36 protein-coding genes are annotated in these 21,348 nt (G+C 65.3%); 2 read left to right on the forward strand and 34 right to left on the reverse strand.

What is annotated here, in order from left to right; genetic code table 11:
* Nucleotides 1-125: 125 nt before the first annotated feature.
* From AB0A69_RS07510 to AB0A69_RS07655, 30 genes are all read right to left on the reverse strand, one after another.
* The gene (locus tag AB0A69_RS07510; RefSeq protein ID WP_361416339.1) at nt 126-920 is read right to left on the reverse strand and encodes a CHAP domain-containing protein; all 795 of its coding nucleotides are present in this window, start codon (nt 918-920) and stop codon (nt 126-128) included.
* Between the two features lie 83 nt (nt 921-1,003).
* The gene (locus AB0A69_RS07515) at nt 1,004-1,189 is read right to left on the reverse strand and encodes a hypothetical protein (RefSeq protein WP_361416340.1); all 186 of its coding nucleotides are present in this window, start codon (nt 1,187-1,189) and stop codon (nt 1,004-1,006) included.
* Nucleotides 1,189-1,383 (reverse strand): hypothetical protein, encoded by a 195-nt coding sequence (locus tag AB0A69_RS07520; protein WP_361416342.1) that lies wholly within the window; start codon nt 1,381-1,383, stop codon nt 1,189-1,191. The genes AB0A69_RS07515 and AB0A69_RS07520 overlap by 1 nt, the downstream gene beginning before the upstream one ends.
* Nucleotides 1,376-1,576: a hypothetical protein gene (locus AB0A69_RS07525; RefSeq protein WP_361416344.1), complete on the reverse strand. Its 201-nt coding sequence runs from the start codon at nt 1,574-1,576 to the stop codon at nt 1,376-1,378. Before AB0A69_RS07525 ends, AB0A69_RS07520 begins: the two co-directional genes overlap by 8 nt.
* 1 nt (nt 1,577) lies before the next feature.
* A complete protein-coding gene (locus AB0A69_RS07530; protein ID WP_361416346.1) occupies nt 1,578-2,051 on the reverse strand; it encodes a hypothetical protein in 474 nt (157 codons plus the stop codon).
* A gap of 15 nt (nt 2,052-2,066) precedes the next feature.
* The gene (locus tag AB0A69_RS07535; RefSeq protein ID WP_361416348.1) at nt 2,067-2,225 is read right to left on the reverse strand and encodes a hypothetical protein; all 159 of its coding nucleotides are present in this window, start codon (nt 2,223-2,225) and stop codon (nt 2,067-2,069) included.
* 3 nt (nt 2,226-2,228) lie between these two features.
* Complete coding sequence (locus AB0A69_RS07540) at nt 2,229-2,483, reverse strand: hypothetical protein (protein ID WP_361416350.1); 255 nt, start codon at nt 2,481-2,483, stop codon at nt 2,229-2,231.
* A gap of 143 nt (nt 2,484-2,626) precedes the next feature.
* Nucleotides 2,627-2,920: a stage V sporulation protein S gene (locus tag AB0A69_RS07545; protein ID WP_361416352.1), complete on the reverse strand. Its 294-nt coding sequence runs from the start codon at nt 2,918-2,920 to the stop codon at nt 2,627-2,629.
* Between the two features lie 99 nt (nt 2,921-3,019).
* On the reverse strand, nt 3,020-3,568 hold the full coding sequence (locus tag AB0A69_RS07550) for a hypothetical protein (protein ID WP_361416354.1): 549 nt from the start codon (nt 3,566-3,568) through the stop codon (nt 3,020-3,022).
* 8 nt (nt 3,569-3,576) lie between these two features.
* Nucleotides 3,577-4,041 carry an XF1762 family protein gene (locus tag AB0A69_RS07555; protein WP_361416356.1) on the reverse strand — a complete coding sequence of 155 codons (465 nt, stop codon included), beginning with the start codon at nt 4,039-4,041 and terminating at the stop codon, nt 3,577-3,579.
* Nucleotides 4,038-4,604 (reverse strand): hypothetical protein, encoded by a 567-nt coding sequence (locus AB0A69_RS07560; RefSeq protein WP_361416358.1) that lies wholly within the window; start codon nt 4,602-4,604, stop codon nt 4,038-4,040. The genes AB0A69_RS07555 and AB0A69_RS07560 overlap by 4 nt, the downstream gene beginning before the upstream one ends.
* Complete coding sequence (locus AB0A69_RS07565) at nt 4,601-5,098, reverse strand: hypothetical protein (RefSeq protein WP_361416360.1); 498 nt, start codon at nt 5,096-5,098, stop codon at nt 4,601-4,603. Before AB0A69_RS07565 ends, AB0A69_RS07560 begins: the two co-directional genes overlap by 4 nt.
* Nucleotides 5,099-5,324: 226 nt before the next feature.
* A complete protein-coding gene (locus AB0A69_RS07570; protein ID WP_361416362.1) occupies nt 5,325-5,636 on the reverse strand; it encodes a hypothetical protein in 312 nt (103 codons plus the stop codon).
* On the reverse strand, nt 5,629-6,177 hold the full coding sequence (locus AB0A69_RS07575) for a hypothetical protein (protein WP_361416364.1): 549 nt from the start codon (nt 6,175-6,177) through the stop codon (nt 5,629-5,631). The genes AB0A69_RS07570 and AB0A69_RS07575 overlap by 8 nt, the downstream gene beginning before the upstream one ends.
* Complete coding sequence (locus AB0A69_RS07580) at nt 6,174-6,536, reverse strand: hypothetical protein (RefSeq protein ID WP_361416366.1); 363 nt, start codon at nt 6,534-6,536, stop codon at nt 6,174-6,176. Before AB0A69_RS07580 ends, AB0A69_RS07575 begins: the two co-directional genes overlap by 4 nt.
* Nucleotides 6,533-6,769, reverse strand: coding sequence for a hypothetical protein (locus AB0A69_RS07585; protein ID WP_361416368.1), 237 nt, complete (start codon nt 6,767-6,769; stop codon nt 6,533-6,535). The genes AB0A69_RS07580 and AB0A69_RS07585 overlap by 4 nt, the downstream gene beginning before the upstream one ends.
* The gene (locus tag AB0A69_RS07590; RefSeq protein WP_361416370.1) at nt 6,766-7,431 is read right to left on the reverse strand and encodes an RNA ligase family protein; all 666 of its coding nucleotides are present in this window, start codon (nt 7,429-7,431) and stop codon (nt 6,766-6,768) included. The genes AB0A69_RS07585 and AB0A69_RS07590 overlap by 4 nt, the downstream gene beginning before the upstream one ends.
* Nucleotides 7,432-7,449: 18 nt before the next feature.
* Nucleotides 7,450-7,608: a hypothetical protein gene (locus tag AB0A69_RS07595; protein WP_361416372.1), complete on the reverse strand. Its 159-nt coding sequence runs from the start codon at nt 7,606-7,608 to the stop codon at nt 7,450-7,452.
* Entirely contained in the window at nt 7,605-8,075 is a 471-nt protein-coding gene (locus AB0A69_RS07600) for a hypothetical protein (protein WP_361416375.1), read from the reverse strand. The genes AB0A69_RS07595 and AB0A69_RS07600 overlap by 4 nt, the downstream gene beginning before the upstream one ends.
* 33 nt (nt 8,076-8,108) lie before the next feature.
* Nucleotides 8,109-8,894 carry an FAD-dependent thymidylate synthase gene (gene thyX, locus AB0A69_RS07605; RefSeq protein WP_361416378.1) on the reverse strand — a complete coding sequence of 262 codons (786 nt, stop codon included), beginning with the start codon at nt 8,892-8,894 and terminating at the stop codon, nt 8,109-8,111.
* 18 nt (nt 8,895-8,912) lie between these two features.
* Nucleotides 8,913-9,872, reverse strand: coding sequence for a phosphoadenosine phosphosulfate reductase family protein (locus AB0A69_RS07610; protein ID WP_361416381.1), 960 nt, complete (start codon nt 9,870-9,872; stop codon nt 8,913-8,915).
* Between the two features lie 23 nt (nt 9,873-9,895).
* On the reverse strand, nt 9,896-10,093 hold the full coding sequence (locus tag AB0A69_RS07615; RefSeq protein WP_361416384.1) for a hypothetical protein: 198 nt from the start codon (nt 10,091-10,093) through the stop codon (nt 9,896-9,898).
* Entirely contained in the window at nt 10,080-10,301 is a 222-nt protein-coding gene (locus tag AB0A69_RS07620; RefSeq protein ID WP_361416387.1) for a hypothetical protein, read from the reverse strand. The genes AB0A69_RS07615 and AB0A69_RS07620 overlap by 14 nt, the downstream gene beginning before the upstream one ends.
* The gene (locus tag AB0A69_RS07625) at nt 10,289-10,636 is read right to left on the reverse strand and encodes a hypothetical protein (RefSeq protein ID WP_361416389.1); all 348 of its coding nucleotides are present in this window, start codon (nt 10,634-10,636) and stop codon (nt 10,289-10,291) included. Before AB0A69_RS07625 ends, AB0A69_RS07620 begins: the two co-directional genes overlap by 13 nt.
* Nucleotides 10,551-11,726: a hypothetical protein gene (locus AB0A69_RS07630; RefSeq protein WP_361416392.1), complete on the reverse strand. Its 1,176-nt coding sequence runs from the start codon at nt 11,724-11,726 to the stop codon at nt 10,551-10,553. The genes AB0A69_RS07625 and AB0A69_RS07630 overlap by 86 nt, the downstream gene beginning before the upstream one ends.
* A complete protein-coding gene (locus tag AB0A69_RS07635; RefSeq protein WP_361416395.1) occupies nt 11,690-12,031 on the reverse strand; it encodes a WhiB family transcriptional regulator in 342 nt (113 codons plus the stop codon). The genes AB0A69_RS07630 and AB0A69_RS07635 overlap by 37 nt, the downstream gene beginning before the upstream one ends.
* On the reverse strand, nt 12,031-12,336 hold the full coding sequence (locus AB0A69_RS07640; RefSeq protein WP_361416398.1) for a hypothetical protein: 306 nt from the start codon (nt 12,334-12,336) through the stop codon (nt 12,031-12,033). Before AB0A69_RS07640 ends, AB0A69_RS07635 begins: the two co-directional genes overlap by 1 nt.
* Nucleotides 12,317-12,475 (reverse strand): hypothetical protein, encoded by a 159-nt coding sequence (locus tag AB0A69_RS07645; RefSeq protein ID WP_361416400.1) that lies wholly within the window; start codon nt 12,473-12,475, stop codon nt 12,317-12,319. The genes AB0A69_RS07640 and AB0A69_RS07645 overlap by 20 nt, the downstream gene beginning before the upstream one ends.
* A complete protein-coding gene (locus AB0A69_RS07650; RefSeq protein ID WP_361416403.1) occupies nt 12,472-13,503 on the reverse strand; it encodes a hypothetical protein in 1,032 nt (343 codons plus the stop codon). Before AB0A69_RS07650 ends, AB0A69_RS07645 begins: the two co-directional genes overlap by 4 nt.
* Nucleotides 13,504-13,710: 207 nt before the next feature.
* A complete protein-coding gene (locus tag AB0A69_RS07655) occupies nt 13,711-13,887 on the reverse strand; it encodes a hypothetical protein (RefSeq protein WP_361416406.1) in 177 nt (58 codons plus the stop codon).
* A 254-nt stretch (nt 13,888-14,141) separates the two neighbouring features.
* Between AB0A69_RS07655 and AB0A69_RS07660 the strand changes: the two genes are divergently transcribed.
* Both AB0A69_RS07660 and AB0A69_RS07665 read left to right on the forward strand, forming a co-directional pair.
* Complete coding sequence (locus tag AB0A69_RS07660; protein WP_361416409.1) at nt 14,142-14,606, forward strand: hypothetical protein; 465 nt, start codon at nt 14,142-14,144, stop codon at nt 14,604-14,606.
* A gap of 138 nt (nt 14,607-14,744) precedes the next feature.
* A complete protein-coding gene (locus AB0A69_RS07665) occupies nt 14,745-15,389 on the forward strand; it encodes a hypothetical protein (protein WP_361416412.1) in 645 nt (214 codons plus the stop codon).
* A gap of 40 nt (nt 15,390-15,429) precedes the next feature.
* On the opposite strand, the gene AB0A69_RS07670 is transcribed toward AB0A69_RS07665, so the two are convergent.
* The 4 genes from AB0A69_RS07670 to AB0A69_RS07685 all read right to left on the reverse strand — a co-directional run bounded on the left by AB0A69_RS07670 (nt 15,430) and on the right by AB0A69_RS07685 (nt 21,338).
* The gene (locus AB0A69_RS07670) at nt 15,430-17,385 is read right to left on the reverse strand and encodes a hypothetical protein (protein ID WP_361416415.1); all 1,956 of its coding nucleotides are present in this window, start codon (nt 17,383-17,385) and stop codon (nt 15,430-15,432) included.
* 394 nt (nt 17,386-17,779) lie between these two features.
* On the reverse strand, nt 17,780-18,148 hold the full coding sequence (locus tag AB0A69_RS07675; RefSeq protein ID WP_361416418.1) for a hypothetical protein: 369 nt from the start codon (nt 18,146-18,148) through the stop codon (nt 17,780-17,782).
* Between the two features lie 3 nt (nt 18,149-18,151).
* Nucleotides 18,152-20,098, reverse strand: coding sequence for a DNA polymerase (locus AB0A69_RS07680; RefSeq protein WP_361416420.1), 1,947 nt, complete (start codon nt 20,096-20,098; stop codon nt 18,152-18,154).
* A gap of 19 nt (nt 20,099-20,117) precedes the next feature.
* The gene (locus AB0A69_RS07685) at nt 20,118-21,338 is read right to left on the reverse strand and encodes a DNA cytosine methyltransferase (protein WP_361416423.1); all 1,221 of its coding nucleotides are present in this window, start codon (nt 21,336-21,338) and stop codon (nt 20,118-20,120) included.
* Nucleotides 21,339-21,348 lie beyond the last annotated feature (10 nt).

Consider the following 21,348-nt stretch of genomic DNA (forward strand, 5'->3'; position numbering starts at 1 on the left):
GGGATTCCTCACCTTGGGGGCGTTCCCGTCCGACGTTCCTCGCAGGCCATTCAGACGCTTGGTGCATAATAGCACGAAGGCCCCGAGATGGATGTTCTCGGGGCCTTTCGCCTTTTCTTTGCCTGTCAGCCGTAGGCCAGGGTGAACAGAAGTGCCCAGCCCTTGGGCCCGATGGCCGGGTCGTAGGTCTTCCCCTTGTCGTTCAGGCCGTGCTTGGCGTTGAAGCCGGCGACGCCCTTCTGAGTGCGGGGACCGTAGTTGTGGGAGAGCTCGACGTCCTTGCCCATCCAGCCGGTGGCCTTGAGCGCCTTCTGGAGCGTCTTCGCCGACGGTGTCGACTTGTTGGGCGCCAGCCCCTTGGGGAAGGTCGGCGGCGTGTAGGTCTTGGCCGGGGTGGGGGGCTTCGTGTCCGGGGTACCGGCGGGGGCCGTTGCCTTATAGGCGGGCCGGCCGAAGCCGAGGATGTCGGAGCGGTAGCGCGTTCGCTCGTAGACTCCGTCACCGTTGGACTGAGAACCGGCGGTGCCCGCCGAGGTGTTGCCGCCGATGGTGGCAACGGAAGCGCCGGGGGCGGAGGCGGCCGTGGCGATCTCGACGTGGTCGGCGACACCGTCGTCGTTCCAGTCGAAGAACAGGATGTCGCCGGGCTTGATGGCCTCGGTCGCCTTGTGCCACTGGCCCCGCTTCTTGAAGAAGTTGACGTGGCTGGGGCAGTAGGCGAACTGACCGACCACGTCCCCGTTACCGGAGGCGTAGCCGCAGTAGGAGACGTATTCGTCGCACCAGGCGGCGTAGGCGAAGGACTTGTCCTTGACGAGGGTGGCGTACCACTCCCCGAACTTCGTGTGGTTGCTGGCGCCTTCCTTGTAGCCCTTCCACTTGCGGGCTTCGGCCAGCATGGCGGCAGCGGTGCTTGCCATCGGAGTGCTCTCCCGAGGGTGAGTGCTCCAAGTCGTGCTGCCGTGTTTGTGGTCTGTGTGGGGTTACGCGAGTGGGTGTGTGGTCAGTAGCGCGAGCCGTGGCGGCCCTGGACGGGCTCGCATCCGTGCAGTGCGCGCCAGTTGTGGTCCAAGGCGTCGTAGTCGGCGGGGGTATGTCCGCCCCAGTTGGGCTTGGACTGGCGCGAGCGGCCGTCGTCGAGGCCGTTGTCGAGGTCGCCGTTGAGGCTGCGCTGTGTGGGCAGACCCATCAGATGGCCGCCTTTCCGCCGAGCTTGAGGTCCTTGCCGCCGAGCTTCGAACTGCGGTCGTTGAAGAGGGACGTGAACCGGTCGGCTGCGGTGGGGCCGGTGAGGTTGCCAGCGTCCCCGACGGTGAACTTCACGTTGTCGCCGCGTCCGGCGCGGCGCCGGTCGAACATGCTCATAGGCTTCTTGTCAGCCACGCTGGTCTCCCTTGGTCATGCCGAGCACGTCGTAGATGGTGGGCTCGTGCTTGCTGGTCTTCGGGGCCGGCTTGGGAGGGGTCCAGCAGGCTGGTGCCTGGCTGGCCAGGTAGGCGAGGACGTCGCTGACCTGACGCTCGGGAAGGCTGGCCCATGGCTTGGTGCGGTCGTAGACGCCGTCCTGGTTCTGCATGTCATCTCCACTGGGGGCGGAGACTGCGCAAGGCGGTCAGGCGGTCGGGATCGTTCATGTGCATGGCCCCGGTTCCAACGAGGCGGGTGTCCGCCGGCTGCTGGCCGTGCTGGGTCCACTTCTTTCCGCGCGCCTGGTACTCCAGGGCGGTCATGGGGTTGAAGTCGGACGGCCACAGGTAGGCGTCGGGGTCGGCGCGCTCTCCCCGGTGGACTCCGCGGGTGTAGCTCTTCTGCGCGGCACGCATGGGTCGGCTGTTGAGTGCCTGGTCGCCGAGGCGGTCGCTGCGGCGGGTGTTGATGGTGCCGAGGTAGCCGTCGGGATATTCGGCGGAGGGGACTCGGCCTGACGCCATCATGCGCTTGGCGTCGAGGATGCTGCGGGCGCCGACCATGTCGGTACGTCCGCCTCCGCCGTAGGTGGGCGTGCCCGGTTGGGGGACGCCCAGGGGCGCGATGTACTGGGTGTTGCTCACTGGGCGTCCCTCTGCTCACTTCTGGTTGAAGACCGGGTTGGTCTCCCTGACGAGCGTGGGCTCCTGCTGCTGTTGCGGGCGGGACTCTCCATCGCCCTCGGTGAAGGCGTCAGTCAGGCCACGGGCGACCCCGCTGGCGGCTCCTGCGAGGAGCGGTACGAGGATGGGGAGCATCGGTCACCGCCCGTCCGTGGTGAACTTCGACGGAAGCGTCTTGACGTTGCGGCCGGTCGCAGCGGACTCGGCGGCGTTGGAATACTCGCGCCAGACCTTGACGCCTCGGCCACCCATCGGGTCGCGGTTCAGGACGCCGTTGCGGTGGTTGGCGGTAGCCGACTCGCCCGTGCCGCCCTTGGAGTTGCCGGACTTGCTGACGAGGGTGCCGGCCTCGGGCTTGCGGACACGAAAGGTGGTTGCGGCAGACGTTCCCATGGTCGGGAACTCTCCGCTGGAGAGGACGTTCTCGGACACTGTGCTCCTCGCAAGATGCCGTGTGATGCAGTCCGGGCAGAGTGCGAGTGAGCTACGTGTGATGGAACTGCCTCATCAGTTTATGGGTGATTCCGTGCCCAGTGTTATGCGGCCTCGTCGAAGACGATGAAGGAAAGGCCGGAGACTTCGCCCTCGGGAACCGTGGCGGTGAAGAACGCCGGCCGCATGGCGAGGCGGTGTCCGCGGGAGCCGGCGTAGCCCTGTGCGATCGGGACGCTCTTGACGGCCTGGTTGATGGCACCGGCGCCAATGGCACGCAGGGTGATGTTCTTGCGGGCGTAGATGGCGTGAGCGACGGCGGCACCCAGGTCGGTGGCGCTGGTCGAGCTCTTGACGAAAAAGACGGCGTCGTCGCCGTTTTCCTTCTTGGTGTCCATATTCGTTTCTCCTCGAATTGATCTCCTTCGTCAGGCTAAGCGGATATTTCTGCATTGTGTTAATGCGCGAAAAGCCCCGCCGGGCGACGGGGCTTCTGCTTAGACGAGATGGGTTTCGCCTTTGAACCGCTTGAGGTCTTTCAGAGTCTCCAGTTCGCCTTTCGTGCCGGTGCGTGTGAGCCAGGAGTTGGCGGCGCGGGCGAGACTGTATGCATCGGCCAGGTTGTCGTCGTCGTAGGTCACCCCCCACTTCTTGTAGACAGCCAGCAGCATCTCGGCCTTCGCTGCGGTGCCTTTCCCGGTGGTGTACTTCTTGAGCTTGGTCGGGGCGATGATGATCGGGTAGCAGGCGGGCTTGTTCAGCTTGTCGAGGAGGGCGAGCTTCACCGCTCCCCCGAGTTCGCCGGCCAGCTCCCTACCGAACTTTGCGCCGGCCGCGTAGCCCTCCATGGCGACCACGTCGATGCGGCCGAACATGGTCGTGATGTCGTCGATGTTGAGTCCGACCTGAATCTGCACGGCGTCGAGACGGTCGGACTGCGTGACGTACCTGTCGGCCGCGAAGGCGTGGAGATAGCTGTAGCGGCGCTGCGTGTCGCTGTCGTAGGCGACCATGGCCATGCCCGAATAGGACTGGTCGATGCCCAAGCAGACCGTCATGCCGCCTCCCATACAGTGCGGGCGACCTGGTCGTTGCCCTTGCCATCTCTGTGCCGTGCTGGGGTATCCCAGCCACGTCGAGCTCTGCGCTGTCCGATCACCTTCCAGCCGGCTCCTCGCAGGCTCGCCCCGGACTCGCCTTCCTGCGTGTAGGTGACCAGTCGGCGATACCCGAGGGCCCTGGCAACGCGCCAGGAAGCGCCGTAGAGCGCGGAGCACGCGTTCTTCGTACCGTCGGTGGCCACGCGGGTGGCCTCCAGCGTCTGCCCGTCGTCCCACGCGCGGGCCACCGGTCTGGAGAGGATGGCTACGCCGCGCAATACGCCGTCGACGGTGCGTACGCCGAGGCTGACCTTGTGTCCTGTGGGGGCCGTATGGTGTCGGTGGTGCTGGCGGACGAAGTCCTTGGCCTCCGCGAGGGTGACGGGGCAGATCTCCAGTGGCTCACCGTCTTGCCTCACGGTTCCACCCCGAAGATGTTGCTCATGAAGAGCCCGACCTGGTCCGGCAGGTTCTCCAGGCTTTCCTCGTTGAAGAACCCGAAATCGAAGTCGAGCCGGCCGAGTTGGTTCTCGGAGATGTCCTGGTTGAGGGGGCCGATGCCAGGGCGGGAGACCCAGATGGTGTAGTGGTCCAGATCGGCCAGCGCTTCCAACTCGTTCTTGTGCCGGACGTCGGTGTAGACGACGCGCGGGTGGTCCTCGGCCTTGCGGAACGCGGCGTGTATCCAGGCGTCTTCGCCGATGTGTTCGCGGACCGAGCCTCCGAGGCGCTGCATGAGCCGACGTACCTCGGGATACTCCCGTTTGGCTACGTCCCAGCCGACGTCCTTGAGGACCCAGGCGAGGTTGACCGCGCCGTAGGGCGTGGGGACAAGAGGGTTCATCGCTTCGAGCACGTCACGGACGGCGTCGGCGAAGGCTATGCGGGTGTAGCCGTACCGCTCGACGAGGACCTGGGCGACGGAGTCCTTGCCGGCGTACGCGTATCCGCCCAGGGCGAGAACTTCGGGGAGCGGGTTCATGCCGCGAGGTCTCCAGGGGTGGTCGGGGCGGGTATGCGCTTGGAGGGGAAGTCGGTGTGGGCCCAGCACTTGGGGCAGACGGCGACGACCACGTAGGCGTCGGGCTCGGCCGGGCGGAAGAACATCGGCCGGGCGGACGAGTTGTAGGTGACGGTGACCGGGACCCACCGGTGCTGGGTGAGGTCAGTGCAGGCGCTGGGCAGCCGCACGACGTTGCCGTAGTGGGCAGTGCTCATGGCCTGGAGTTCGGTGGAGTCGCACAGGCGGTACTTCTCGTCGTAGAAGCGGGACAGGCCGATGCGGGTGGTGGTGCCGCGGCGGTCCTGGGCGGCGCCGAACCCGTAGGTGTCGATCTTCTGCTGGACCTCGTAGGTGTTCTGTATGACGGTGCAGAAGGCGAAGTTGGCCTTGACGTCGTCGATGCGGATCTTGCGGCCGGCGCGGCGGGGGTCGTTGTCGGCCCAGATCTGGCCGGGCTCAACTCGCTGAGTCATGGATGGTCTTTCTGAGTCGCCGGACCTCGTCCAGCAGGGCCCGGATGTCGGTGGGGCGTGTGCAAACGCGTGGGCGGTGAGCCAGTAGAGCCGTGGACCTCGGCGATGCGGTGACCATCGTCATCTACCACCCAGGCCATGGCTCCTTCGTCGAGCCAGAAGGTGTAAGGGCCGGGGACTGCCTTGGCCCACGGCTCCTCGATCGCCCCGAGATCGGGGCCTTGCACTACTTGCAGGCGGGGTCGAGGATCGTCGACACGCTCCCGTAGGCACCGTCCTGGTGGTACAGGGTGGTGACGCGGACCCCAGTGCCGGCCAGACACTTGGTGGCCCCGTTGCCGAAGCCGTCGGGCATGGTGAAAACGGTCGCTGCTCCGTTGTCGGTGCTGGATCGGGGAGCGTCCCGCCAGGGCTCGGAGTACTTCTCGCTGATGCCGCAGCCGGCGAGCCCGCCGGCCAGGAGCGCGGCCAGGGCAATGAGCGTCACCTTGCGCTGGTTGACGCCTCGGGTGCGGATACGGAAGGCGGGCTCAGTCATGCGAGTACTCCTCGACTTCAATCTTGTCCTTGTAGACCACGACCTGGCAGTGGTCGCCGAACAGATCGATGAGCACGTGGTCGCTCTTGCCTGACTGAATCGCCGCGTCCAGCGCGTTGGCGGCGTCGTAGAGCGCCCGGTGGTTCCCCTGATAATCCTCGTACACCATCCGGCGAGCATCGTCGTCCCAGTGGTACGGTCGGCCACCCAGAGTGGGGTGGCGCTCGTTGCCGACGGCCAGGTCTTCCTCGACCATGTACGGGTCGTTCTCGACGAGGTACTCGTACTGCTCCAGGTCGTTCTTGGTGACCAGCCAGACCTCGTGGGCGGAGAACTCGCACGGGTCGCCGTCGTTGAAGTACGGGGTGTACTGGCGCCAACCGATGCAGTGAACTTCGGGGTGGTTCAGCACCGGCTTGAGGAGCGCGGCGAACTCCTCCTTGGTGATCTGCGGGACGCGGGTCGAGCCGGAGGCTATATCGCCGACGATCGGAATGCCCAGGAAGTTCTGGGGCGCGTCGGTCCTGGTCAGGTCGGTCACTGGGCTGCTGCTCCGAGGATGTGAGAGAGGGGAACTTCCTTGCGCTTCGCTCCGGACATCCACGGCGCGATGGGCATGCCGTCGATGTAGTCCTTGGGGCTGGGGAGCCAGCCGAGGTCCTCGATGATGTGGCGCTCGGCGATGAGGCGGACGGGGATGTCCTTGCGGCCGACCTTCAACGTCTTGCCGAAGATCCGCTCGCAGAGGTAAACCCCGAGGGTGTGGTGGTAGAGGGCGCGGTGGCGGACGTCGCCGATGACCTGCTTGGAGCTGTCGATGAACTCGCTGATGGGCAGGTAGTCGGTGGGGTCTCCGCCCCACTTCCGGGCCGCCGACCGGGCGTGGAACCAGGAGTTCACTGGCTCTCGACCTCCGATCTCTTGGGCAGGGCCCACCAGCCGATCAGGGTGAGGGGCCAGAGCATGGCGGCGATGAGGATGAACAGACCGGCCATCACGAACTCGTCGGTGTCGCTGCGGTCGTAGTCGAGGTCCATGGCGCGGAAGATCGGTCCACCCACGAATTTGGCCGTGACGAGGGCGATGAGGATGTAGCCGATCGGGCCGTAGGCGGCGAGGTAGTAGCCGGTCATGCGGCCAGTGCCTTGGGGAGGTCGTCGTTCTCCAGCAGAGCCTTGTAGCACTGGTTGGCTTCGACGCTGTAGATGACGACTCCTTCGGCCTTGGCCCCCGGTTCGGCGACGGAGCCGAGGGTGCGCAGCAGGCGCATGGAGTCTCGGATGGCTTCGTTAAGGAGGTGTCCTCGGACGCGGGCAAGTTCGGGGACGACGGTCAGTTCAGCCGGCGACTCGTCGGGCAGGCCCTGGCCGCGTGTGCCCCAGCGCGTGGTGTTGAACAGAGCGAACTTGCGTCCGTCCATGCCGTAGCCGTGCTGGATGCCTCGGCCGTACCACTCGCCGAAGTGTGTGCCCTCGCCGAGGTTGGCCAGGGCGGTGGCGTTGTCGGCGACCCATGCGGCGAAGCCGAAGTTGTCGAGGGCTTGGGTGCCATCCATCTTCTGCCGGTTGGGGGCGATCCACCGCTTGCGGCTGCCGGCACGCAGGACGTACAGGCCGTCGTCCTTGGACACGACGCTGTAGCCGTGCTCGTTGAGGTAGCGGGTGGCGTCCTCGTCGTCGGCCAGGCGCTTGATCGCGACCTGGGAGTTGCTGCCGTCGAGCTTCTCCGTGATGACGAACTCACGGTTGAAGCGGGGGATCTTCGGCCACGGACGGAAGTCGGTGACGTTGGTCAAGTGGTGCTCCGGGTGTGCTCAGAGGTAGTCGAAGGTGGTGGCGTAGTCGTCGTCCCAGTCGGGGGCGACGCAGACTTCGCAGATGGTGTGGCCGTCGACCTGGCCCGCGTATTCATCGGCTTCGATCAGCCGGCCGCAGCCACATCGGGTCGCATGCGGGGCAGGAATGAGGGTCATGCCGTCAGCCGGTCCAGCAGGCCGTTGTAGAGCTCGGTGACCTGGGCGAGGCGGGCCTGAGTGTCGCGCAGCTCGTTCTTGTGTCGGCCCGCTTCGTTGATCAGGACACGGTTGCGGTTGCGGGCGTCGTCGCGCTCCTGCTGCGCCTCGGCGAGCGCCTTCTTGCCGGCGGCGATCTCGTCCTTCAGCGTCTGGTCGGGCGTCTTGCCGAGCGCTTTGGCCAGGGCGTCGTAGAGCGTGTCGCACTCGGCCCGCGTCAGCGTGAGAACGGCCGGCTGAGTGTCGTAGTGCGGGGCGGTGAATTCGAGCTGCCCGCGGATGCTGTTGTAGCGGCCCTGATGTATCGCGGCGCCGCTGCCGGGCTCGACCCTGGCGAAGTGCACGCCGAAGCGCTTGCTGAGGGGGTCCTTGATGACGCGGGCCTTGACGGGAAGCAGGTCGATGATCGGGTCGAAGATGCCAGGCAAGATGGTGCCTTTCGGGGAGGGATCTGTGGCGGGTCAGACCTTGCGGTGCTGGGTGGTCCAGGCACCGCCGTCGGTGATCACGTAGTCGTCGAAGAGGGCTGGTGTCTCGATCGCCATCAGTTCGCCGATCTGGTTGGCTACCAGGCGGACTTCCTCTTCGGCGCCTTCGTCGGTGCGCGTCTCGATGACGTGGCGGATGGTGCGGATGTTGGCCGACCAGACCAGGACCGTGGCCAGTCCTTCCGGGGCGAAGCGCCGCATGAAGCTGGTCTTGGCCTTCTTCTCGTGGAAGGACACTCCGGGCGCGTCGAGCTGGAAGTGGTCGGCCATCCACTCCTGGAACTCCTCCAGGGCGGTGAGCACGTCGTGTCCGCGACGGACCAGTTCGGCGTCGTTCTGGGCCCACTCGGGAAACCAGAAGGGCAGGTCGACGAGCCTGACGTAGCGGAGCGACTCCTGCGATATCGCGACGCCTTGGCGGTGGCGTACCCACTCGTGGGTGAAGACCCGCGAGACGTCCTGGAGGATGAACGTGTACTGGGCGTGCTCCATGACGCTGCCGTGTCGGTGGGCAACGATGTTCCCGAGGTACTCGTCTGAGTCATTGCGTACGCGGGTGACGTTGGGGTTCAGCCGCGGGGCCCAGGAGCGATAGCAGGTGCGGCCTGCGACCTCGACGACGTCCTGTGCGTCGTTGAAGTGGGTTCGCTGCGAGGCCCAGCCCTGGGCGCCGACTTCCGTGAGGTAGCGGTTGAGTTCATCGCGGTCCAGGTGCGGCCGGCCGATGATGCGGACGGTCGGGGTGACGGGTGTGGGCACGAGAGGTTGCTCCGGGGTTCAGGCGGCCTTGCGGGTGATGGACGGGTTGGCTACCCACTCCTCGATGGAGGGGCCAGGGTCGGCGCCTTCCTCTGCCCACTCGCAGGTGGTGCAGAGGCGGCCGGCGGTGGACGCTCGCTGCTTGGGCGGGCGCTCACCCCACTTGCAGGCCGCGATGCCGCGGGCCTTGACCTGGGCTTCGAGGTCGCGGATCCGCTGGGCTGTCTCCGGGAACCAGAAGGCGATCTCATCGAGTTCGCCGGGCTTGGCGAAAGCTCCGCACAGGCACTCGCCGCTCATGTGGATGAGGTCGGAGACTTCATTGCGGGGGACCTGGTGGAGTGCCCGGTACTCGCGCATGTGGTCGTTGGTCCAGTGCACGATGGGCGAGGCCCACACGATGCTGCCTTCGCGGTCGATCTCGTTGGCGTTGCGCCAGCGGCGGGAGGACTCGAAGACGCGCATGCCAGCGAGGAAGATGACGCGCTGGCGGAACGGGTTGGAGACGAACTGGTTGCGTACCATGCGCAGCGCCCGTTCCTTGAGGCGGGTGTACATCATCTGGTGGCCGGCGGGGCCGGGGAAGCCCTTCCAGACGGGCTCACCTTCATGCTTGCCCTTGCTGGCGATGACTTCGCCGCGGACCAGCTCGTCGTAGCTGTGTGGCGGGTAGGCCTCGATCAACGGGAGGCCCATGTCGGCGGTGGTGGCGCGGACGAATTCGCGGGTCTGCTCTATGCCTATGGTCGTGTTGACGTGGACGGCGTGGGTAACTCGGTCGCGGACCAGGTGGAGCATGGTGGTGGAGTCGTTGCCGCCCGAGAAGAGGGCGCAGACGGCGGTGACTTCCTTGCCGTCGTCCTCGGTCATCGCGATGGCCTGGTCGATGATGCGGTGCGAGCGCTCGATGGCCTCGTCGAGGGTAAGGGCGGCCAGCGCCTCGCCATCATCGTCCATCTTGGCTGGCGTTATTGCCATGCTGAAGTTGTCTCCGGGAGGCGTTACGTAGCGAGGCAGCGGAACTGGTTGTGGAAGCCGGCGAGCTTTATCTGCACGTAACGCCGGCTGTTCTTCGCGAAGTTGTAGGAGATGCAGTTCGCGTAGCCCCCGAAGTTGGGAGTGACGGACTGGATATAGACAACGCGCTCGCCCTTGGAGTGCTTGTCCAGCCAGAGTTGACCCTGGTCAACGGGCTGCATGCTTGGGGCCCTTCTTGGGGTTCTGGAAGCATTCGGCGGCGATGCTGAAGGAGAGGGCGGGGCCGGCCAGGAAGAGGAAGACGGTCAGCGACCACTGGACGACGCCGAGGGTGACGAGCGCGAGGAACGCCCCGGCACCGGCCGCGCATCCATATCCGATGCAGGTCGTGACGGCGGCGAGGATGCATCGTAGGGTCAGGCTGCCCATCGTGTTGCCCTGCTTTCTCGGTCGCTCCGGCCGATGCGCCGGGTGAGTTCTCGGGAGACGACGGCGGCCTTTCGGTCGGCGCCGCTGTAGATGGCCTCGGTGAGCTTTCGGACGGCGTACGCCTTGCGGTATTCGGCGTCGGCTTCGAGGACGTCTTCGTCGGAGGCGGCTGCGGCCTTCTGGGCGGTCACGGACTTCTCGTTCTTCGCCTTGACTGCGGCCATCGCCTTGCAGCGTTCGAGGTGGGCTTCAGAGTCCTTCTCGTCGACCGCGGCTGCTGCTAGCTGTGTTCCGGCGTACTCGGCCCACCTGGTGAACTCGACGAACAGCTCCATCAGCTTGTCGTCGGTCAGCTCGGTCAGGCTTGCCGGCAGATCCGGCATGTCGTCCTCGGGGCGGCTTCTCAGCTTCAGTCCCCGTCGGCCGAGCTTCTGTGTCGTCCTCGCCGAGAGCTTGTCGTCGTCCTCGTCGAGGGGCTTCCTCGCCATCAGTCTCGGTCTCCTGCTGGTATGGCTTGCACTGCTTGCAGACGTCGCCTGTGACGCAGTCAGGGGCGGAGTCGCCGGCTGCGACGCGCTCCTTGATGTCCCTGGCTGTCTCCAGCAGCGGAGCGATGATGTCGGGGTTGGCCCGGACGACGAACTGCTTGACGTCCTGGTTGAATTTCGACTCGTAGATGTAGGTCATCCGGTCGACGTCGAGTCCGCGAGCCTGGGCCAGCCACAGGTAGATCTGGCCCTGGCGGATGTGGCTGGGGAAGGGGACCTTGATGGATCCCCACATGGCCGGCAGGTCGACCATCTTGCTGCCGTCGGGGATGGTGACCAGGTACTTCGAGAGCCTCTCGGGCTCCTCGAACCGGACCGTCCCCTCGCCCACTGTCTTGATCTCCAGCAGGCTCCGGGCCGGGGTGAGCATCCCGTCGCTGTGGCCTGAGATCAGATGGCTGTCTTCGGCCGAGAGCGGCACTTCCGCGTACTCCAGGGCCTTGCTCTTGCAGTCCGGCGTGGGGCACCTATGCGGGCTTCGGTCCCACCATGTGACCGAGCAGTGGAGGCACTTGAACATGCCCTCCAGCCAGCCGATGTCCCAGGCCCGTCCCTGCCACTTGCGGTGGCTTTCGTGTCCGGTGTCGAAGATGTTGAGCGACTGGAACCCGAAGTTCTGCTTGTGGTGCACGCCCGTCGTGATGCGCAGGAACGTGGCCTTGGGGCACCAGTCGTCCTTGACCATCTCCGAGGGGTGGATGATGTCCTGCCGGCGGCTGTGGTCGGCCTTGTTCTTCTCGACGATGTGCTTGCGCACGGTGCCGAGGAAGTTCTCTTCGCCAGCCCCGCGCTTCTCGCTGAGGAAGTCGGAGAGGGAGCTGGGTATCGGTGCCCGGCGCTTTACGGCTCGGGGAGCCTTTCGCTTGGGGGCTGCCATGGCCACATCTCCGGTTTCTTCGTGTTCCTGTACTGCTTGCGGAGCTTGGCTCGGTCGTTGGGGAGCATTCCGCCCCAGACGCCGTAGCGCTCGCAGTTCTTCATGGCCCAGTTCAGGCAGCGCTGGCGCATCGGGCAGATACTTCCGTCGGTGTCGCCATTGCAGATGGCTGCTGCTTCCCGCATGTCGTCGAACCATGGGTCGTTGTCGCGGGAGGGTGTCTGGAATTTGCGGCACTTGGCTTCGAATTCAGGTTCGTCGCCGCCGGTCCAGTCAGGTGCCGAGCATCGGGAGTAGAGGGCCACTAGGTCTCCAGGATGGTGTCGAAAGTTTCCTGGGAGAGCACCATCCAGTTCCTCCCTCCCATCTCGATGACGAAGACCATTTCTCTCCCGGAAAGCAGTGCGTTGCGCTCAGCCAGCTTGAGGTCGTCGAGCTTGAGCGTGTACTGGCTCTTCTCGGTGGTCTTGGCTTCGAAGCTGAATTCGTCATTGCGGACGTCGTTCTTGTGGATCCAGCCGTTTCCCGAGCCGGGGCTCCTCTTGCCGTCGTATTTCGCGGCGAGGTTCTTCTCCTGCTTCTGGGATCGCTTAAGGCCTCGGTTCGTCACCTGAGACCCTCGTCCGGATCATGCTCAGGAGCTGGTCGATCTCGTCGGACTTCCGCTTGAGGAAGCGGCTGGCCCGCCAGGAGACGAAGACGATGTAGACGGCCTCGGCGAACGCCAGGCCGGCCAGGGCGCCGGTCACGCGGCGACCGCCTCGGTGTCGTTGGCGAAGGCGGCGTGCAGAACCGCTGCGGCTACGTCGTCCTGAAGGTCGAGTTCGCCGCGCAGGGAGTCGATGATCGAGTCCTTGGTGTCCCAGGTACGGTCGGCGAAATCGAAGTAGCGGCCTCGGCGCCGGATGACGTCGTAGTAGACGCCCCACGTCATGAGGTCGCGTACTGCGTCCCACGAGCCCGCGGTGATACCGCGGGAGGGGGCGTCACTCCAGTAGAAGTGGGTCTCGGCAGTCTTCTGAGGGCCGGCACTCTTGTGCTTGATGGTCTTGAACTTCATGGCCTGGCCGACTCGGGTCTTGCCCTTGCCTGGGGTCGCCTCGTCGAGGAACTCGGCGCGGGAGACCTCCAGGCGGGTCCAGTAGGCGAAGTTCTTGCCGAGGCCGCCGGGGGTGGTCTTCGGCGTTCCCTGGGGGCTGAAGGCTCCGACCTTTTCGCGCCACTGGTTGATGACGATGCCCATGACCGAGCGTTCTTCGTTCAGGTGGCTGCGCTTCGTCGCCTTGCCGGCCTTGCGGTAGAACTTGTTGGTCACCTTCGCGCCGACCGAGACGGTCAGCTCGTCCATGGCCTTGGCGTCCTCTTCCGCGGGGATGAGGGCCGGGTAGGAGTCGAGGACGATGGCGTCGACCGCGCGGGAGGCGGCGAATTCGAGCATGACCTCGTACGCCTCTTCCATCGCCCGAATCTCAGCGACGACGACCTGGTCGGTGTCGACGCCGAGCTGCTGGGCCCACTCCTTGTCGTAGTCCTCGGCCGCGATCCACAGCGTGGAGAACTCGGGATTCTTGGCCTGCTGGTGGGCGATGGTCTTGTGGACGACGGTGGTCTTGCCACTGCTCTCGTAGCCGATGATCTCGGTCCACTTGTTCGCCGGGAAGCCCCCGCCCAGGATGATGTCGAGCGGCAGGTTGCCGCTGGCGATCGGCGGTACGTGCCGCATCTGGGAGGCCATGATCATGGTCTCGGGCCCGAAGCGTTTGTTGAGCTGGGCCATGAGTGCTAGTGCCTCCGCTGTCGGCGCCACGCCTACCCCTCACTTGTTCTACAAGTTGTTCCTCAACTTGTCGTTCAAGAGGAGATTAGGTGCCGATGCAGGTCACAGCCAGGGAGTCGAGTTGCTCATGACGATCACGGATCGATTACGAGTTCGGGAACGAAAAAGGCCCCCGACCGATTGGTCGGGGGCCTTGGCGTCATACGGTCATGCTGCTGCCGCGATGCTGGTGGCGAGCCTGTAGACGACCGCGCCCGTACCGAGGTGAATATGGCACTTCACCCAGCCATCCTCGACAGCCTGGGCCAGCACGTCGCCGGCCAGCATCTCATCAACGATCTCCTCGCCCGACGCAGGAATCCGGACTCCCCAGCCCTCTGCCATCACGATGACGCTCCACGCTCCCCCGGACGCCGCAAGGCGCACCTCTCGCACACAGAGGGACCAACCGGTGCACACCCGGCAGTCAACGTCCGCTCACTGAGCATGCGTTCCCTGACACATCGCTGTCAACTAAAGTAGGCAGTAGATCCACTCACAGGCTCTGCACCCCCCAGAAAAGGCCCTCTTATGGCGACGAATCGGACAGCAGGTGAAACGACATCAGGGCGAGCGAGTCCCGTCCGGTGAGAAGCGGCATGTCTGTAGCCGCCAAGCTCAAGGGACTGATGGACCGCCACCGACTCACGCCTCGACCCTTGTCTGCGGCCATCGACCAGGCTCCGGACGTCAAGTCCGTCTCCCACGCGTTGATCTCCGGAATGCTCAACGGCTCCAAGCCGAACCCGACGACGGAGACCCTCCTGTCGTTGAGCGAGGTACTGAAGGCCCCTCCGGCGTACCTGCTGCCTCACGAGAGCTACGACGACCTAGACGCACTAACTGGCTTCGAGGACCCAGCCGCCCGGCGCGTCGTTCGTCTCCTCGCAGGTCTGCCCACAGCCGAGGTGGAAAACGTGATTGCGGACCTTCAGCGCCGACGTGACGATCTTGGCCTAAGTCCGATCACGTTCGCAGAGGACACCAGCATGCAGTCCAAGCCGGCGAAACGTCGTAGCGTAGACGAGGCTGCGCAATATGCGGCCGATGCACTGGAAGGGTAACCGTTGTATAGCGCCATATGGTGGGCTTGCACCGTTGTAGGTCTATTTGTCACCACGCTGTGCGTTCGAAGGGCGCGCAGGCAGCCGAGAGTCTTCACCTGGTCGATCGCGACGGCCTTCGGCATCTGCACGCTCGGCGTGTTCTTCGCGGTCCCGGCCGTGGAATCACTCGCCACGGACGTCACGGGTGTGCCCAACGTCGGGAAGCTCATCGCCCATTTCTGTGCGATCCTCTGGTGCGCGAGCCTTCAGATCACGATGGTGGACCTGGCCTATCGTCAGGACTATCTCCGCACCGCACTGATCCAGCGCAGCTTCGCCGCCCTCGTCTGGCTCTGCATCATGGTCCCGCTCTTCCTCGCGACCAACGGCCGCAACGTCGAGTTCACGACCGAGCATGTCGACAACCCGCGAATCGCTTCCTACCTCCTCATATACCTCTCGTACGTCCTGATCACATGCGCCGAGCTCGCGTTCATGTGCGGACGTACCGCGCAGCGCAACTGGGGAACGCGGCCCTGGACGGGCTGGGGCTTCGCCATGTCGTCCGTCGCCGCCGCCCTCGGAGTTGCGTACACGATCAGCAAGGGCTCATACGTTCTGCTCTACACACTCGGCCACCCATGGTCGCTGGCCGTCGAGGAGAAGATGAGTCCGACCTTCTCCGGCCTAGCAGTGATCTTCCTCTTCGCCGGACTGACGTTGCCCATGCTCGGCGGCGCGCTGCGACGCTGGCGCGGACACGAGGGTGCAAGACAGGACGAGGAATCCGTATCTGCGTAACCAAGGGGCCGCCCGGTGGGCGGCCCCTTGTTCGTTCTCGTCAGCCAGCGATCAAATCAACGACTTCGCAGGCGCCAGCCGTGCACGCCAGCTCCTGGCTCCCGGTCGTGCTGTCCTCTGTCTCCCAGAACGGCAGGTCCTCCCAGTGGATCTCTGCCGGCATGCGGGACAGCAGCTCCTCATAGGCCGTCCGAGAGCACTCCTCGTACGGTGCCTGCTGGTACGTGTGGTCGCTGTGCGGCAGGAAGGACACGCCGCTGATCTCGTCGAGGTGGGCCCACACCCACTCGCCCACCTCGCCCCATTCCTCGTTGCGCACCGAGATAGTCACCGAGGGCTTGTGGTCGCACCAGTGCCGCTGGACGTCCAGCCAGAGCTTCAGGTGGTCGACCGCGGTGATCTGGTCGCGGGTGATCGCGCCGGCCGGTGCCTTGATCGGGAAGGAGAAGACGTTGTTCGAGGGGGACATGACGTCGTCCTCGCACGGCACGCCGTAGGTCTGCATGAGCTGGGACAGCGGGTCCTTCTTGTCGGCCCTGACGCGCCGGATGTAGTACTCGCTGTGCCAGGTGTGCAGGCCCGAGGAGACCCCGGTGAGCTGGGAGACGGTACCGGAGGGCTTGACGCAGGTGATGGCGTGCGAGCGGTTGATGCCCAACTCGTCGGCGTAGACGGCGTTGACTGCGGTCGCCAGTTCCCGCAGGGAGTCGAGCAGGTCGTTGCGCTGCTCAGCCGGCTGGGTGACGAGCAGGTCGGAGCCGAAGAACCCGGTCAGAGAGACACCCAACAGGCGCTCACGCTCGGCGTTCTCGCGCCACTCCTGTCGGAGGAAGGGGTAGTCGGTCAGGGTGCTCTGCCAGGTCCCCAGGATCGTGGCCAGCTCGACCTTGCGGGCCAGCGTCTCCTCCGTGTCGTCCTCGCGGACCACCACCTCGGAGAGGTTACAGAAACTGAACGGACGCAAAATGATCTCGCTGCACGGATTTGTCCCATACACAACATTTGCGTCACGTCGTCCGTACTTGGCTGCCTGGCGCTGAGCGGCGCCGCGGTGGAAGATGCCGCGCTCGCCGGATCCGGAGCCCACCAGGTTGGCCCACTCGACGTCGAACGCCTCGCGGTCCATGCCGTCGTAGTAGACGGCGCTGTTGTTCGCCAGAGCGCGGTGGTGGTGTTCCTTCCACCACTCCCCCGACTTGGCGGCGGCCATCTCGGCGTCGTCCAGGTCGCTCAGGCTGATCATCGCCGAGCGGCGCACACCGCCCACCACGATGACGGAGGCGATCTTGCAGGCTAGGTCGTGCGCCTCGATCGGCTTCAGCCGACGGCCGGCAGCCCGGTGCATCATCTTGATGGCGAAGTTGAACAGGTCCTTCAGCGGTTCGGGGCCGCTGGCCCGGCCGCCGAAGGTACGCAGACGGGCGCCGGCCGGCCGGATCTTGGAGTAGTCGACGATGCGCACGTGTCCGTCGAGCCAGACCGAGCGAAGCAGCTCGTCGAACGCGGTGGCCCAGCCGAGCTTGGAGTCCTCCACGACGATCACCTGGCCGGTGGGGTCCGCGGTGATCTCGGCGGGGACGGGCGGGAGTTGGTCGACGTAATGGCGCTCCACTGAGTAACCGACCCCGGTGCCGTTCATCAGGATGTAGAGCAATTCGGAGAAGGCCCGTATGTCGAGCAGGGGGAGGTAGGAGCAGTTGAAGCCGGCGATGTTGGACAGTTCCAGCGCCTTGCCGGCCGTCATGACGGCGCGCATGCTCGGCATCACGTCATGCTGGAGGACCGCGTGCCGCATCGCGTAGAGCAGGTCCTTGTCCGGGCGGTAGTCGAACTTCTCCGCCAGGTGCTGGGTCACGAACGTGAAGTAGCGGTCGACGGTCTCCGCCCAAGTTTCCCGGCGTTCGTCGGCTTCCAGGTAGCGCGCGTATCGGGACAGCGCGATGTAGTTCCGGTACGGGTCCTGGAGGGTGCCGTCCGGGGTCAGGATGGTGCTCACATACTCTCCGGTTATCCGATGCGGCCGACGACTGTCATCGAGAAGCCGCCACTTTTGTTTGCCGCCGTCTGTCGCGCGGGGGTCGCCTTGCCCTCCGACTTGACCGAGATCCCGGAGGTGCTGTGGAGCTTGGGGAATCCGCATTCGTAGCAGCGCTTGCCGGCGCGGGGCTCTGTCGGGGCAGCGAAGTAGTTACTGCCGCCGCACTCCGGGCACATTTCGGCGTCTCTGGCGTGTGCGGCTTGACGGGGCGGCGGGGCGGGCTGCTGGTACTGCTGCGGATACTGGGGAGCCGGCTGCTGGTATTGGGGTGCCGGCGGCTGGTACATAGGCGCGGGGGGCTGGTAGGCCAGGGCCGCAGGGGTGCCGAGGTGCTTGTTCCAGAAGTTGCTCACTACACCACTCCGCTTTGGATGAGTCCCTTGTCCATGAGATTGGCCATCACCGCGATGACGGAGGCGGTCAGGATTGCCTGGTAGTCCGTGCGGAACGCCGAATGCTCAGCCGGGTCGTCTTCCAAATCAGAGGTGTCCAGAATACCTCCGAAAAGGACGTCGGTGGTGAGCGCTCCGTAGACCGCCAGCAGCGGCACCAGGGGCTCAACGGCCGCCAGCCGCTCAGCGGATTCGAGCTGCTCCATTTCGAGCACATCGCTGCTGCGCCCGACTTGGCCGACCTTAACGAACAGGTCGTTCTCGGCTCGGCCAGCATTGAGGTCCTGAGCCAGTTCGGCCTTGAGGACCTCGAAAGGAATTACTCTCATTACTCAATCCTTGGCGTCGGACCAGCGGTCGCAGACGACCACGTCGGCGGTGAGGGGGACTTTGATGAGGTGCTGGATTCCCTCGCCGATCATCGCCTCCTGGAGGATCTTGGAGCCGACGTCGACCAGGTCGTCCGGGCAGATGACGACCAACTCGTCGTGGACCGTGAGGGAGAGCTTGATGCCGGCATGGCCACTCTCCTTGATGGCCTTGTGCAGGCGGATCATGGCGAGCTTGATCAGGTCGGCCGAGGAGCCCTGGATGAGGCTGTTGACCGCACGGCGCTCGCCCTTGGAGCGGAGCCATCCCAGCTTGGAGACGATCTCCGGAAGCCGGCGCTTGCGGCCGAGCAGCGTGGTGAGGTCGTGCGTCTCACGCTTGCGGACGGTGCTGACGACCGACCGCTTGAACTCGTAGATCTCGGGGAACTGCTCCTCGTGAACGCCCATGATGCGCTCGGCTTCGCGCACCGTGATGCCGGCCATGGCCGCAACGGTCTCGGGTCCCGCGCCGTACACGATCGCGAAGTTGAGGCCCTTGGCGACCTGTCTCATCTCCTTGGTGACATCGTCCCAGGAGACCCCGAACACGAGGGCTGCGGTGGCCGTATGGGCGTCCACCCCGGCCAGGAAGCCCTCGTAGAGCGCACCGCGGCCGAGGTAATGGGCGAGGACGCGTAGCTCGATCTGGCCCCAGTCGGCAACCAGGAGCTTGTGCCCCTTGGGCGCGATGAACAGGCTGCGGATCTTGGTGCCGAGTGGTGTGCCAGGCCGAGGCACGTTCTGGAGGTTCGGTGCCGAGCAGGAGAATCGGCCGGTTCGGGCGCCGTACTGCTTGAAGATGGGGTGGATTCGGCCGTTGAAGATCCTCCGTGGCTGGTCCGCCCTGCCGAGGTAGCCATAGACGTACGTCGACAACAGCTTGTCGACCTCGGCGTACTCCAGGAGGATCCGGCAGACCTCGTTCTCCGGATAGGCCTCCAAGGTCTCGGCGTCGGTGCTCCAGTCGCGGAAGCCGATCTTCTCGCCGTTGCGCTTCTTGCTCTTCCCGCCGTCGGTGAGCTTGATGGGCTTCAGCCCTTGGCCGCCCTGAGACTTGGGCTGGAAGAGGATGTCCTGTCGCTGCTGGGGGCTGCCGACATTGAAGACCTTGCCGGCGGCCCGGAAGAGCCGGGTCTTAATCTCTTCCAGGGCGATGACGAGTTCGTGTTCCAGCTCCAGGAGCCGGTCCTCGTCGATGCAGGCCCCTGTGGGGTGCATGTCGAGCAGGACTTCGGTGACGCCGAGTTCGAGCGCCATGATGCGGGAGAGGTCCTGCTCGACCAGGTCGCCGCACATCGCCCTCCACAACAACCAGGTGTACTTGGCGTCGAGGTAGGCGTAGCGGGCCACTGTGCCGAAGCCGTACTTCTCTACGGCCTTGCCGACGTTCTCGGTGTCGTACTTGTGCTTGTAGCGCTTCTCGACCAGGCTCTTCAGGCCGTTGAGGCGGTTTTCGTCGAGCAGCCAGGAACCGACCAGGGTGCAGCCGTAGGGCTTGGGCGGCACCCGGCCGCCGTAGTACTTGGCGAGGCTGCCGAGGTCGAACGTCGCGCTGTGGGCGACCTTTCGCCGGCTGGAGAAGAGCAGCGGCTCCAGGGCCTTGAATACCTGGCTCGGGCGGAGTTGCTTGGGCGGGGCGCTCCACACTGCGGGGACTGTCTCCCGCTCCCCTGTCTGCTTGTTCTTGCGCCAGGTCGCCTTGCTGATCAGGCGGTCGCCGTTGGGGTGGCCCATCGGGATGACGACCGCGCGGCCGTAGGTGGCGAGTGCGATCCACAGGATCTCGTTGGCGACCGGGACGCCGCGGTGGTCGCCGACGGTTTCGATGTCGATGACGAACTCGTCGTACCGCGAGAAGTACGCGACAGCCTCGTCGAGGTCTGCCATCGTCAGGATGACGTCGCGCACGTCTCGTGGTCCTTCCGTATCAAGCTGCGACTTGGAGTCGTTCGTTGAGCAGAAGCTCAAGGAGGATGAGGCGGTAGGCGGTATAGGCCTGGAGCGGGACGACGCCGTTGCCGATCTTGTGGAGCTGCTGAGAGCGGCTGAGATCCGGAACGGTGGTGACGCGGCCGGGGACGCCCATCAGCCACTCGGCGAAGGCTGCGGTCAGGCGGCGTCCGCCTCGGGGCCCAATCTCGGTCGGGTACGGCGCTGGGACGCCGATGATGGATTCCCAGCGGTGGATGGCCGGCCAGTACTCTCCCCACCACTCGGCAGGTGAGTGACGACCGTCCTCAGGTTCATCGACCCAGTCGAGTTGGGGGCGTGTCCGGCGCCGCCCTTGCCGTCCGAAGCGGTCGGAGTCGGCAGCAGATGCGTCACCGCTCCCGGCAACGAGGTGTAGTTGCCGCTGCTGTCTCGCTGATTCGGTCCACCCTTGGGACCGTCGCTGGCCCTCGGGGTCGGCAGAAGTTTCACCGCCATGCCCAGCGGGATCCCCTGGCCGTTGCCGTTGATCCCCTTGGCCAGGTTCCGCTGTCGGCGTGCCTCCCACGAGGCCAAGGACTCCCCATCGTTGGGGTTGGAGGCGGTTGGTGTCGGAAGCATCTTCGGCGGAAGGGGCTCGGCCGGCAGAAGCAGGGCCACCTCGCTGAGCGGTCGGCTCATCCTCCCGTGCCGACTGCCCGTGCCCGCCTTCCAGTCCCGCGCCAGGGGCGTCGGCAGAAGGGAAGGCGACGCAGAACCATCGGTCGCGGTGGTGGGCTGCTCCAACTTCGGAAGCTCGAAAGCACATCCACCGCGCGTCGTACCCGATCGCGGCCAGGTCCCCGAGTACTCGGTCGAGTCCTCGTCGGGCGATGGCGCTGACGTTCTCCAGGAAGACGAGGCGTGGTCGAAGTGTGCGAACGGCTTCGGCGACGTTTCGCCAGACGCCCGACTTCTCGCCATCGATGCCCTTCCTGTGACCTGCGTTGGAGATGTCCTGGCACGGGAAGCCCGCGCAGACGATGTCGATCTGGCCGACGAGTTCGGTCCAGTCGATGGAGGTGATGTCCCCGAGGTTGGGGATGTCTGGGTGGTGGTGCGCGAGGATCTGGGTGGCGTAGCGGTCGACCTCTGCCACGTAGGCAACGGGCTCGCCTGTGAGTTCCTCTACTGCGATTTCCAGGCCGCCGAATCCCGCGCACAGGCCGAGGATCGGCATGCGTTTCCTT

It is taken from the genome of Streptomyces sp. NPDC045431, from assembly GCF_040646655.1.
Taxonomy (GTDB): domain Bacteria; phylum Actinomycetota; class Actinomycetes; order Streptomycetales; family Streptomycetaceae; genus Streptomyces.